This is a genomic window from Marinitoga sp. 1197 (genome assembly GCF_001021165.1).
Taxonomy (GTDB): Bacteria; Thermotogota; Thermotogae; order Petrotogales; family Petrotogaceae; genus Marinitoga.
This window is the reverse complement of sequence record NZ_AZAY01000051.1, coordinates 1-12,892: the sequence shown is the minus strand read 5'-3', so window position 1 is coordinate 12,892 and position 12,892 is coordinate 1. Positions and strand designations below refer to the sequence as shown.

Annotated in this window: 16 protein-coding genes; all 16 read left to right on the top strand. The window is 27.8% G+C overall.

Features of this window, described 5'->3' with window-relative positions:
* Position 1: 1 nt before the first annotated feature.
* The 16 genes from rnpA to rdgB all read left to right on the top strand — a co-directional run bounded on the left by rnpA (position 2) and on the right by rdgB (position 12,764).
* Positions 2-352: a ribonuclease P protein component gene (gene rnpA, locus X275_RS10800; RefSeq protein WP_047268819.1), complete on the top strand. Its 351-nt coding sequence runs from the start codon at positions 2-4 to the stop codon at positions 350-352.
* Positions 349-612 (top strand): membrane protein insertion efficiency factor YidD, encoded by a 264-nt coding sequence (gene yidD / locus X275_RS10795; protein WP_047268818.1) that lies wholly within the window; start codon positions 349-351, stop codon positions 610-612. Before rnpA ends, yidD begins: the two co-directional genes overlap by 4 nt.
* Positions 609-1,952, top strand: coding sequence for a membrane protein insertase YidC (yidC, locus tag X275_RS10790; RefSeq protein ID WP_047268817.1), 1,344 nt, complete (start codon positions 609-611; stop codon positions 1,950-1,952). The genes yidD and yidC overlap by 4 nt, the downstream gene beginning before the upstream one ends.
* Positions 1,953-1,977: 25 nt before the next feature.
* On the top strand, positions 1,978-2,628 hold the full coding sequence (jag, locus tag X275_RS10785; protein ID WP_052913149.1) for an RNA-binding cell elongation regulator Jag/EloR: 651 nt from the start codon (positions 1,978-1,980) through the stop codon (positions 2,626-2,628).
* A gap of 430 nt (positions 2,629-3,058) precedes the next feature.
* Positions 3,059-3,520, top strand: coding sequence for a YaaR family protein (locus X275_RS10780; protein ID WP_047268816.1), 462 nt, complete (start codon positions 3,059-3,061; stop codon positions 3,518-3,520).
* Between the two features lie 91 nt (positions 3,521-3,611).
* On the top strand, positions 3,612-4,532 hold the full coding sequence (locus tag X275_RS11240; RefSeq protein WP_197072650.1) for a hypothetical protein: 921 nt from the start codon (positions 3,612-3,614) through the stop codon (positions 4,530-4,532).
* Complete coding sequence (locus X275_RS10770; protein WP_156166121.1) at positions 4,529-5,362, top strand: PSP1 domain-containing protein; 834 nt, start codon at positions 4,529-4,531, stop codon at positions 5,360-5,362. The genes X275_RS11240 and X275_RS10770 overlap by 4 nt, the downstream gene beginning before the upstream one ends.
* A gap of 1 nt (position 5,363) precedes the next feature.
* Positions 5,364-5,588, top strand: coding sequence for a DUF2905 domain-containing protein (locus tag X275_RS10765; RefSeq protein WP_047268815.1), 225 nt, complete (start codon positions 5,364-5,366; stop codon positions 5,586-5,588).
* Positions 5,589-5,615: 27 nt separating this feature from the next.
* Positions 5,616-7,502, top strand: a complete 1,887-nt coding sequence (locus X275_RS10760) for a transketolase (RefSeq protein WP_047268814.1) — start codon at positions 5,616-5,618, stop codon at positions 7,500-7,502.
* The gene (gene rnc, locus X275_RS10755; RefSeq protein ID WP_047268813.1) at positions 7,499-8,221 is read left to right on the top strand and encodes a ribonuclease III; all 723 of its coding nucleotides are present in this window, start codon (positions 7,499-7,501) and stop codon (positions 8,219-8,221) included. The genes X275_RS10760 and rnc overlap by 4 nt, the downstream gene beginning before the upstream one ends.
* On the top strand, positions 8,211-9,017 hold the full coding sequence (locus X275_RS10750) for a radical SAM protein (protein ID WP_047268812.1): 807 nt from the start codon (positions 8,211-8,213) through the stop codon (positions 9,015-9,017). Before rnc ends, X275_RS10750 begins: the two co-directional genes overlap by 11 nt.
* Before the next feature lie 43 nt (positions 9,018-9,060).
* Positions 9,061-10,101 carry a 23S rRNA (adenine(2503)-C(2))-methyltransferase RlmN gene (gene rlmN, locus X275_RS10745; protein WP_047268811.1) on the top strand — a complete coding sequence of 347 codons (1,041 nt, stop codon included), beginning with the start codon at positions 9,061-9,063 and terminating at the stop codon, positions 10,099-10,101.
* 50 nt (positions 10,102-10,151) lie between these two features.
* The gene (locus X275_RS11235; protein ID WP_197072649.1) at positions 10,152-10,616 is read left to right on the top strand and encodes a PASTA domain-containing protein; all 465 of its coding nucleotides are present in this window, start codon (positions 10,152-10,154) and stop codon (positions 10,614-10,616) included.
* Positions 10,613-11,512: a ribosome small subunit-dependent GTPase A gene (gene rsgA, locus X275_RS10735; protein WP_047268810.1), complete on the top strand. Its 900-nt coding sequence runs from the start codon at positions 10,613-10,615 to the stop codon at positions 11,510-11,512. The genes X275_RS11235 and rsgA overlap by 4 nt, the downstream gene beginning before the upstream one ends.
* Positions 11,503-12,162, top strand: a complete 660-nt coding sequence (gene rpe / locus X275_RS10730) for a ribulose-phosphate 3-epimerase (protein ID WP_047268809.1) — start codon at positions 11,503-11,505, stop codon at positions 12,160-12,162. The genes rsgA and rpe overlap by 10 nt, the downstream gene beginning before the upstream one ends.
* Entirely contained in the window at positions 12,159-12,764 is a 606-nt protein-coding gene (rdgB, locus tag X275_RS10725) for an RdgB/HAM1 family non-canonical purine NTP pyrophosphatase (RefSeq protein ID WP_047268808.1), read from the top strand. The genes rpe and rdgB overlap by 4 nt, the downstream gene beginning before the upstream one ends.
* The last annotated feature ends 128 nt before the right edge of the window (positions 12,765-12,892 follow it).

Sequence of the window (12,892 nt, the reverse complement as noted above, 5' to 3'; positions counted from 1 at the left end):
TATGAAAGAGACCTTTAAAAAAAAAGAAAGAATTCATTTTAAAAAGGATTTTGACAGAGTTTTTTCTTGTGGAAAGAGACATATTGATAAGTATTTTGTAATAGTTTATACCAAAAATAATTTAAATTTTTCAAGAATTGGTATTACTATAAAAAGAAAATTTGGAAAAGCTTATAAAAGAAATAGGTTAAAAAGATATATTAGAGAAATATATCGAAAAAATAAAAGTCTCTTTCCACAAGATTATGATATAGTATTTTTGCCAAGAAAAAGGCTTTCTAAAGAATTTGATAATATGTCTTTTAATAATATTAAAAATATTATTTTAGATATAATGGAGCGTATAAAATGAAAAGATTATTATTATGGTTTATAAAGTTTTACAAAAAAAGTATTTCGCCTTATAAACCTTCAAAATGTATTTATTATCCAACATGTTCAACATATACATATGAAGCAATTGAAAAATTTGGTGCATTTAAAGGAATGTATTTAGGAATATTAAGAATTCTCAGATGCCATCCTTTCCATCAGGGCGGGATTGATCCGGTACCAGAAAGATTTTCGTTTATACCACAAATAAAAAATAAACAAAGGGGTGTAAAAAATTGAAGAAAATACTTTTAATTATAGGACTTATAGTCCTAGGAGTTTTTGTTTTTTCACAAACACCAGAATATAGCATTACTTCGTCTTCAACAGAAATTAATTTGCAAATGAGATTATATAAAGTTTCTTTTGATAATCTGGGGCATATGAAAAGTTTTGAAATATTACAAGATAGAAGCAATACATTATTCACCAAAATTTATAGTTATTATAATGATAGTTTTGATATATATGACGAAAATGGTAATGAATTATTGCCAACTTCTTTTGATATTTCAGAAGATCATATAAATAAATTCGTAGAATTGAATTTTTATTTTGAAAATGGAGGAATAAAGAGTTATAAATTTTTCAACACTCCATATTATGATTTTGAAATTTCTTTTAAAAATTTATACGGAAAAGTGATGATTCCTACTATCTCGTATCCTAACACTGTTGCTGTTGAAAATGAATTATTAATATCTTATCTTGAAAAACCTATAAAATCCATTTTCATATTTGATGCCTCAGACTTGAATATTGAAGACCAGTCTATTCAAATTACAACTGATAAAACTTTTAAAGCATATATGGGTCCGAGAAAATATATATTCATTAAACAGGTTTTCCCACAAAAATACGATAGAATAAGGGAATTATCCAAAACTGTTGGTGCAATTAATTGGTTATGGTATATAAATTATGGATTTGTGACATTTTTATGGTGGTTATATAGATTTACAGGAAATTTTGGTTGGGCTATAATGATATTTACTTTAGTTATAAGATTAATTTTATATCCTTTGTATCATAAACAAACTAAATCTATGATAGAAATGAGAAAGTTGCAACCTGAAATAGAAAAGATAAAGAAAAAATATAAAGACCCACAAAGACAACAACAGGCATTAATGGAATTATATAAAGAACATAAAATAAATCCAGCTGGAGGCTGTTTGACAGCTTTTATACAACTTCCAATATTCTGGATATTATATGGAGCTATTAATTATTATCAGGGAACTTTTGCGTATAATCCGAGATTTTTGCTATGGACAGATTTATCTCAGGGTGGATTTTCCCAGAATATAATTTTAGTGCTTTTAAGTGTTGGGGCTTATTTATATAACTCATTGCAATCTGCAACTGATAGAAAAACTGCATGGAACACAGCTATTATGATGGTAGTATTTCCATTTTTATTCATAGGATTGCCAACGGGTATATTTATTTACTGGGTAACCAATGCGATTTTACAGGTATTTATTACTGCTTATGTTAATAAGAAAAATCATATAAAAGGTTTAACATTGAGAGAATTTCTTGGTTTAGGTCCTAAACCCTATAAAACATCAAAATAGTTGCAATAATTAGGAGGTGCTCAAAGTGAATATTAAGATTCGAGAAAAAAACTTTGAAGGTAAAAGTATAGATTTAGCGTTTAATGAAGCGGTGAAATTTTATAGTGTTTCTCCAGAAGAAATAAGTTTTGAAGTTATTCAACAACCTAAAAAAGGATTTTTGGGAATAGGGAATAAAATGGCGATTATTAACGCTTTTTTAAATGAAAAATACTTGATGAACAGATTAAATGAATTTTTAAGTTCCATTCTGGAAAACTTTGATGGAGATTTTAATTATTCAATAAATTTTCAGGGTAAGAACGTATTGATAAGAATGGAAGGAGAAGGTTTAGGAAAATTAATAGGAAAATATGGAAGAACTATTGGAGCTATGCAACATATACTTTCAATATACATTAATAGATTATCAAGCACAAAAATAGATGTTAATCTGGATGTAGGAGAATATAGACGAAAGAAAAAAGAAAAAATTTATGAAATAGTTGATAATGCTATTAAAAGATTAAATGAAGAAAATGAAAGAATCGAATTAGCTCCTATGTTTTCATATGAAAGGCGTATTGTTCATGAGTATGTAAGAAAGAATTATCCTGATTTAGAAACAGAATCTATTGGATTAGAACCTTATAGAAAAGTTGTTATAAAACTTGCAAAGTCTCATATTAAAGCATAGAAATATAAAAAAGAAAAAGGGAATGCCCCTTTTTCTTTTTTATAATATAATCTGAAATACAAAATGAGATGTTAATATTATTTTATTTTTAAATATTTCAACAGTATAAATACGATGTCCAAAAAGTAAAGTTGCTCAAATCTTGATTGTTAATCCTCAAAAATAGCTCATTCTCGCCGGTCGTATCAGACTTACATCCATGTTCGGTATTTTGCATCCGTGCAAAATTGACCGGCTACATTCGCTATTTTTTCGGACAATCTGCGAGTTTTCGCTCGCTTTACTAATTGAACAACGTACAGTATAAATTATTTTAAAATTTAAGATATCAGAGTTTAGAAAAAATATTATATTTCTCTTTTTTGTAGTATAATAAAAGTGCATTTAAATAATTTAATATTTGTTTTTGTTCTCCAACGGGGGTGAGAGCATGTTTATAAATCCATTATCAGGAAATTCAACGCAAAAACCTGAAAATAAGAAAACCAAAAATAAAAAAACTAAAAAAGGTCATACTGTAATGAAAAGAAAAAAGATTTCTTTTACAGAAGTTATGGAATTAAATGAAATAGAAATAATAAAAAAAGATTTAAATAAACTTCTTGAAAAAATTGAAGAATACGGTGCTGAATTTAAAAGATCTCCAATAGAAAGGAATCTGGAAAAATACAAAAAAAGTGTAAAGAGTTTTCTAAAAAAGGTAGAAAAAAACTTATATCTTTTAAATTCCAAAGCCAATTTCAAAGAAAGAAATTTTTATATAATAGCAGAAAAAATAAATGAGGATCTCAAAACAATCACAGACGAACTCTTAAAAAATGAAAGTGGAGCCTTTATTTATGCTAAGAAAATTGATTCAATTAATGGATTACTGCTTGATTTGTATAAATAATGGGGTGATAAAAATTATAGCTAGCAATATTTCTAAATTTAAAGGAAGTTCAGTATGTCTTGTGAATCAAAATAAATTCGTTTTAAATAATATGATTGAATCTATAAAAAAAACTGTGAATATAAATGATATTTTTGAAATCTTTCCTGAAGGAGGAAATATCAAGATTTCTGAAATCAGAGAAATGCAGGAATTTTTGCTATATAAACCAAATTTTTCGGATTATAAATTGATAATTATTCATGAGATAGATAAAATGAATATACAGGCTGCAAATTCAGCACTAAAAATTCTTGAAGAACCTCCTGACTTTGCAATAATAATAACTACTACAATGCGATGGTATAATCTTTTACCTACTATTAGAAGCAGATTATATAAAATATTATTACCTAATCCAGATTTTTTGAATAAAATAAAAGGAGTATGTCCTGAATGTTATGTTAATTTATCTTATTCCATAAAAAACGATTTTGAATGTGCTAATTATATATTGGAAAATCCACAAAAAAGAGAAAATATATTAAATACAGTAAAGTCATTCCCGGATCTAGACGCATATAATATTGTAGAATATATTATGAATGAAAAAGATGACATAGAAAATAGAATTTATAAATATGAAGCTTTTTTTGAATTAATAAAAAGATTTGAAAAACTAAATTTAATAGAAATTCAAAATATAATTGATAAAATATTGTCGTATAAAAATAAAATAGACGATAAGCTAAAAACACTAAAGTTTTTCTCGAAATTATTTTTGGCATTATACCATGATTCATTTATATTTTCTTTGACCAATTATTGGAAAGAATTTTATTCATTAAATATGGTTTATTTTTTTGGACTATACAACTTCGATCTTGATTTCAAAAAGATATATGAAAATATAAAATGGTGTGAAGATATTTCCAAAAGTACTATTTCAAATTTTAATTTTGACTTAACTATACAAACTATGTTTTTAAGATTTATTCAGGCTTTTTTTAAAAATAAGGAGGACTCAATATGATTAATTTAAAGGCTTTAGTATATGGTGTGGAAACTACAAAATTATCTCCTATACAATATTATGCAGGAAATGGGGAGGATATTAAAATAAAAGATCTGGTTTTAGTTAACACAGAGATGGGATTAGATGTTGGAAGAGTTGTATCTGGACCGAAAGAACTGACTTTTGAAGAAATTGGGTATGAAGTAACCTCAATTCTAAGAAAGTTAAATGATGAAGATTTAGAAAAATATTCAGAAAATAAAAAGTTGGCAGAAAAAGCAAAAAAAATTACAGAAATAAAAGCTAAAGAATTGGGACTTCCTATGAGAATCTTATCTGCACGATATATGTTTGATAGGTCAAAAATAATTGTATATTTTGGTTCTGATACAAGAGTTGATTTTAGAGAATTAGTAAAAGACTTAGCAAAAGAATTTAAGGCAAGAATTGAATTAAGGCAAATTGGTATAAGAGATGAAGTAAAAATGATAGGAGCAGTCGGACTATGTGGTCAGATGACATGTTGTTCAAGGTTTTTAAGAAAATTTGATTCAATAAAAATGGAAATGGCAAAGACTCAACAAATGTTAATAAACACAGCTAAAATCTCAGGTCGTTGCGGACGATTAATGTGTTGTCTTGCATATGAAAATGATTTTTATGAATCCACACTAAAATGTATTCCAAATGAAGGAACGACTATAGAATATGAAAACGTTCCCGCAAGAGTAATTACAGTAAATGCGTTTCTAAAGCAGGTTACTTTACAAATAATTGAAAATAATCAACCGGTAATGGTTAAATTACCTTTCGAATATTTCAAAAAGAAATGTCCTTTAGGTGATTAAAATGCAAAATATTGGAAAATTATTAATATCTTCAGGTATTTTAATGATATTTTTAGGTTTTGTTCTTTATTTTTCTAATAAAATACCTTTTAAATTTGGGCATCTTCCAGGAGATATAATAATAAAAAAGGAAGGGTTTATCTTTTATTTTCCAATAACATCGGCAATATTAATAAGTATTATATTAAATTTTTTATACTTAATTATAAAAATTTTTATAAAATAGATTATAACGATAAAAGGAGGAGTATTGATGAAAAAATCTTTAAATGAATTAAAAGAGTTAGCAAAAATTTGCAGAGGAGACATTATAAAAATGACAACTGTGGCAAAGTCCGGACATCCTGGAGGTTCTATGTCATCTATTGACATGTATTTGAGCGTTTTTAATCTGGCAAATATAGACCCAAAAAATCCATACGATTATAAAAGAGATAGAGTGGTTATAAGTCATGGACATACTTCACCGGGCGTTTATTCAGCATTATCAAGATTGGGTTTTTTAAATCCAGATGAAGTAATTGCAGGATTCAGACATTCAGGTTCTATATTTGAAGGTCATATTACAAGAGGAATTCCTGGAATTGAATGGACTACAGGTAATTTAGGACAAGGTTTATCTGCTGGAGTGGGTATGGCATTAGCATCAAAAATAACGGGAAATAATTATCACGTTTTTGTTTTGCACAGTGATGGTGAAGCACCAAAAGGTCAAATTGCCGAAGCAAGAAGAACAGCTAAAAAAGAAAATTTAAATAATCTAACTGTATTGGTAGATTATAATGATATACAAATCTCTGGAAGAGCAAGAGATGTTTTATATGTTGATCTTTTTAAAGAATATGAATCTGCTGGATGGAATATTATAGAAGTAGATGGACATGACTTTGAACAATTATTTAATGCAATAGAAGAAGCTAAAAATTATAAATTAGGGCCTACTGTAATTATTGCCAAAACTATTATAGGAAAAGGCGTATCTTTTATGGAAAATAGGCATGAATATCATGGAGCACCTCTAAATGATGTTGAAGCAGATAAAGCTTTAAAGGAATTAGGTGTGGAAAATGATATAGAAAAATATAAAGAAATGAGAAAAACCTTACCTTTATTAAGGAAAAAATTGGAATTTGATGATTATGTGATAACAGCCGATGCAGGAACACCTATCACCTATACCAAAGAAGATAAAGTAGATAATAGAGGAGCTTTTGGAAATGCAATAGCAGATTTAGCCAAGATTAATAAAGGAAAAATTGTAGCAGTAGATTGTGATTTGAAACCTTCAGTAAAATTAGGTAAATTTGAAAAAGTTAGTCCAGAAACATATGTTCAAATAGGTATTCAGGAACATAATGCAGCTACAATTGCAGGTGCAATGTCCGTTTGTGGTGTTATACCATTTTTTGCTGATTTTGGAGTTTTCGGATTAGATGAAACATTCAACCAACAGAGATTAAATGACATAAATCATACGAACTTAAAAACAGCAGTAACTCATTGTGGTATAGATATTGGTGAAGATGGAAAGACTCATCATGAAATCAATTATATTGGAATTGTAAGGAGTTTCTTTGATACAAAATTAATAGTACCAGCAGATCCTAACCAAACAGATAGAGCAGTTAGATATGCTGCATCAACATTGGGGAATGTTGTAATTGCAATGGGTAGATCTAAAATACCTGTAATATTGGATGAAAATGGTAATCCATATTTTGGTGAAACTTATGAATTTGAATATGGAAAGATGGATATATTAAGAAAAGGAGAAAAGTTAACAATTTTAACTCATGGCAGTGTAGCTTATAAAGCAGTTAAAGTTGCTGATAAATTAAAAAAAGAAGGTATAAACATATCAGTTATAAATGTATCTGCTCCTTTAGAATTTGATGCATCGAGAATATCTGAATACATCGATAACTCTCATATAATAATTTATGAAGACCATAATAAATATAACGGATTAATGGTAGAATTTTCAAAATCTGTGGTTGAAAACAGATTATCCCCTCTAAGTGTTGAGAATTTAGGTATTGATAATTATTCTCCATCTGGCAATAATGAAAATTTATTTAAAATATTTGGATTAGATGAGGATTCCTTATACGAAAAAATTAAGGAGAAAATCAATAAATGAATGATTTTGAAAAGAAAATTGTAAAAAAAGTTAAAAAAATTATTGATATTGAAAATATCGATGAAGAGCTTCTTTTCGAAGCTCTTTGTCATTCTTCATATTCTAATGATTATAATTCAAAAGGTCGTCCTATAAAATCAAATGAAAGACTTGAATTTTTAGGTGATTCTGTATTAAATTTGATTATAGCTGAACATTTGTTTAAGAATTATAATCTAAATGAAGGAGATATGGCAAGAATCCGTGCAACTGTTGGAAGTGAATTAATATTATTTGAGACAGCTAAGAGATTAAAATTAGGAGAATATATTTTACTTAGTAAAAATGAAGAAAAATTTGGTGGAAGAGAAAAGCATTCAATAATTTCAGATCTATTTGAAGCTATATTAGGAGCCATTTATTTATCCTTAGGATTTGAAACAGCTAGAGAATTTGCTATAAAAAATTTAAAAAACTTTATTGAACAATCAATAGAAGGGAAATTATTTTTAGATTATAAAACGCGGCTTCAAGAGTTAACCCAAAAAGATTTAAAAATAAGACCGGAATATAAACTTGTAAGGCAGGAAGGACCTCCACATAATAGAACATTTATAATTGATGCTATAATAAATGGAAAAAGATATGGACGAGGAATAGGAAAATCTAAAAAAATAGCAGAACAGCTGGCAGCAAAAGAGGCCTGTGAGAATTTTAGTGGTGGTATAGATGGAAAATAAAATACATTTTGTTAAAATGCAAAATACAAAATCTATATCGTTAACTGGAAGTTTTTGTTATCTTAATTGTAAACACTGTAACAAGCACTATCTAAAAAACATGGCAACAATAAATGATATTGAGAAATTATCTGATATGAGTTCATTATTATTAAGTGGAGGAATGAATGAAGAAATAAAGGTCCCTGTATATAACTTTGTTGAAAAATTAAAACAGTATAAAGATAAATATAAATTCAAATATAACTTACATACAGGTTTTATGAATTATAATGAATTAAATCAGATTAAGGATATTAGTGATGCAATATCTTTTGATTTAGTTGGAAATAAAGAAACAATGTTAAATGTTTATGGAATAGATAAGTTTGAAGAAATGTGGAGAACCTTTGATGATTTAATAAATTTAGGATTCAATGTAAAACCGCACATAACTATAGGATTAAATGGTGGAAAATTAACACATGAAATTGATGTGTTAAAAAGACTAAAAAATTATAAAATAGATGAAATAATATTTCTAGTTTTTATTCCTACTAAAGGATCGTATTTTGAAAAAAATAATCCTCCACAAATAGAAGAAGTATTTGAAGTATTTTATGAAACCAAAAGTATTATGAAAAATGTAAAATTGACCCTTGGATGTATGCATCCAAAAGGAATGTATAGGAAAAAATTACAGGAAAAATTACTTTTTATTGCAGATAAAATTGTTCAACCTGTAAAATATACTGTAGAATTAGCAGAAAAATTAGAATTTGAAATAACTTGGAGTTATGAGTGTTGCGTATTTTAAGGAAGGTAAAATTAGGAGAGTTTTAAATCAGGAGGGCTTTGAAATGGTTAAAAAAAATATATTAGATTTTTCTTATGACGAGTTAATTGAAGAATTTAAAAAAATAGGTTTACAAAAATTTAGAGTTGATCAGGTTTTAGATTGGATATTCAAAAAACACATTTTTGATTTTTTTGAAATGACAAATTTATCCAAATCTCACAGAGAACTTCTGGATAAACATTTTTACATATATATTCCTGAACCAATTGAAATTCAGGAATCAAAAAAAGATAAAACTACAAAATTTCTCTGGAAATTAGAAGATGGAAAGACAATAGAATCGGTTTTATTATTCTATCCAAATAGAACTTCCGCATGTATTTCAACACAGGTTGGTTGTGCTTTGAAATGTAAATTTTGTTCAACTGGAGCAAGTGGCTTTGAAAGGAATTTAAGTTCTGGAGAAATAGTATCACAAGTTCTGGCTATAGAAAAATTAAAAAACGTAAATATTAATAACATAGTACTAATGGGAATGGGAGAGCCGTTATTAAATTATGATAATGTATTAAAGGCCATTAGAAACTGGAATAATAAAAAAATGAAAAATCTTGGTGCAAGAAGAATAACTATTTCAACAGCTGGAATAGCTGATAAAATAGAAGAATTAGCAGATTTTGAATTAGATATCAGGCTTTCTGTATCGTTACATGCGCCAAACAATTATATAAGAGATAAAATAATGCCAATTAATGCTAAATATCCAATAGAAGAAGTAATACAATCCTGTAAAATTTATCAGGAAAAGACAAAAAATAGAGTGACTATTGAATATATAGCAATAAAAGGATTAAATGATGAGGAAAAGTATGCAGAAGAATTGGCAGAATTGTTAAAAGGATTAAAAGTAATGGTTAATATAATACCGATAAACCCAAATCCAGCAGGATTTGAAAGACCTTCAAAGAAATTTTTGAATAATTTTGTAAGCAAATTGAAGGAATATAACATAGAAGCCACATTGAGGGTTGAAAAGGGCACAGATATTGATGCTGCATGTGGGCAGTTAAAACTAAGAAAAAGAGGAATAAATTTGAAATGAAATTTTTGTATATTAGAGAACGTATAAAAAAATTTTTATACAATTTTTTTATGTATATATTAGGGGCAATTACAGGAGGTTTAATTTTACTCCTAATTATATTTATTTTTGTCAATAATTATACATATGTTGTCATCCCTGATGTAAAAGGAGAAGAAAAAAACACGGCAATGAAAGCACTAAAAGAAACAGGATTAATTCCAATAATTCAGGGAATTGGTGATACAGTATTATACACTGAACCATCAGCAGGATCCAGAGTAAAAAAAGGAAGACACGTGTTTATACAATTAGGAAAAATAGAAACGCTTAAAGTACCAGACCTGATAGGTGTTCCTCTGGAATTAGCAGAACAGTTTTTAACAGCATACAAATTAAATTATAAAATAATAAAAATATATAATTCTGATACTAAAATAGAAACAGTTATAGATATGGAACCAAAGCCGGGAACAAATGTAAATAAAGGCGATACTATATTATTAAAAATATCTTCCTCGGAGGTGAATAGGTGAATATACGCAGAGGCATAGTGACTCGTTTTCATTCAAATACGTTGGAATTATTTGATTTAGAAACAAAGGAAAAGATAACAGCATTTCTAAGGGGAAAATTCAAATTACAAAAAATTACACCAATAGTTGGTGATTATGTGGATTATTCATTTGAAAATGGTGTAGCTAAAATAGAAAATATTCTTCCTAAACGCAATATGCTTTACAGACCAAAAATTGCGAATGTTGATCAAACAGTTTTAGTAACCTGTTTGAAGAGCCCAAAAGTAGATTATTTAATAATAGATAAATTTCTTATTCAGGTAGAAAAAAATAATTTGAATTGTATAATAGTGTTAAATAAAGTAGATCTATTAACTAAAGATGAAATTGATAAATTTTTAGAAATATATTCGCCGTTATATCCTGTGATACTGGCAAGCGCAAAAAAAGAAATAGGTATTGAAGAGATAAAATTACACTTAAAAAATAAAATATCAACATTTGCTGGAATGTCAGGAGTAGGGAAATCTTCTTTATTAAATGCAATTAATCCCGGTCTTAAGCTTCGAGTGGGTAGAATATCCGATAAACTACAGCGTGGAAAACATACAACTACATACACAGAATTATTAAAATTTGATTTTGGTGGATTTGTTGCAGATACTCCGGGGTTCGCAGCTTTTGAAATATATGATTTTAAACCTGAAAAATTACAGGAATATTTTGTAGAATTTCATGAACATTCTATGTATTGTGGTTTTAGTGATTGTGTTCATATAAATGAGCCGCATTGTGGTGTGAAAGAAGCTGTGGAAAATAACCAAATATCCGAAGTGAGGTATAAAAATTATTTAAAAATATATAATGAAGTGGAAGAATATAATAAAAAAATAAGGAGGAAAAGATGGAAATGAAAATATATCCTTCAATTTTAGCCGCAGATTTTTCAAAATTAGGAGAACATATAAAAAGTGTAGAAAATAATATTGATGGGATTCATTTAGACATAATGGATGGAGTATTCGTACAGAATATTTCTTTTGGTAGTCCAATAGTAAAATATGTGAGAAAAATTACAGATAAATATCTTGATACACATTTGATGATTATAGAGCCAGATAGATATATAGAAGATTATGCCAAAATGGGAGTAAATGGAATAACAGTTCATTATGAGGCAGTTACACACCTTCATAGAACAATTACAAAAATTAAAGAATTAGGATGCGATGCAGGAGTATCATTAAATCCGCATACCCCTGTATTGCTCCTGGAAGAAATACTCCCATTTGTTGATAGAGTATTAATTATGAGTGTAAATCCTGGATTCACAGGGCAAAAGTTTATACCAGAAATCTTTATGAAAATAAAAAAATTAAAAAAGCTAATAGATGAAAAAGGATTGAATACAGTAATTGAAGTAGATGGAGGTGTTGGATTGAAAAATATTAGAGAGCTTTATAATTCAGGAGTTAGAGAATTTGTAGTTGGTGCTGGTGTATTTCATCAGGTGAATCCATCAGAAGCAGCTAAAAGATTGAAAGAGGTTGGTATGGGAATATGATAATTTATCTTGCGACTAATAATAAACATAAATTAAAAGAAGTTAATGAAATAAAACCTAAAAATTTTGAAATTAAAGGAATGTTTGAAATTCTGAAGAATTTTGAAGTGAATGAAGATGGTAAAACATTCCTTGAAAATTCTATAAAAAAAGCGATAGAAACAGCTCATGTCTTAAGAACGCCGGTTATATCGGATGATTCAGGGTTGGAAATAGAAATATTAAACGGTTTTCCAGGAATATATTCTGCAAGATTTATGGAAAACAAATCATATAAAGAAAAGATGAAACATATTTTAAAGAAATTAGAAAATGTACCTTTTGAAAAAAGAAATGCGCGTTTTGTTTGTGCAGCAACATATTTTGATCCTAAAAATAATATTTTGTTCTCAGTTGAAGGTGAAGTAAGAGGTAAAATAGCTTATTCAATTCTGGGAAAAAAAGGTTTTGGATATGATCCAATTTTCATTCCTGAAGGAGAAACCTTAACTTTTGGACAATTAGGTGAAGAAGTAAAAAATAAAATCAGTCATAGGAAGCGAGCCTTTCAAAAACTTTTTTCTATATTGCTTAATATTCCAAAATTAGAAATCATTTCTTAAAGAACTTAACCTTTTGTTTTCTTGACTTTTTAAAAATTTTTTGATATTATATATTTCGGCTATGAAAGAGATTTCAACCGAATTGCCCCCATCGTCTAGCGGCCTAGGACATTGGCCTTTCACGCCAA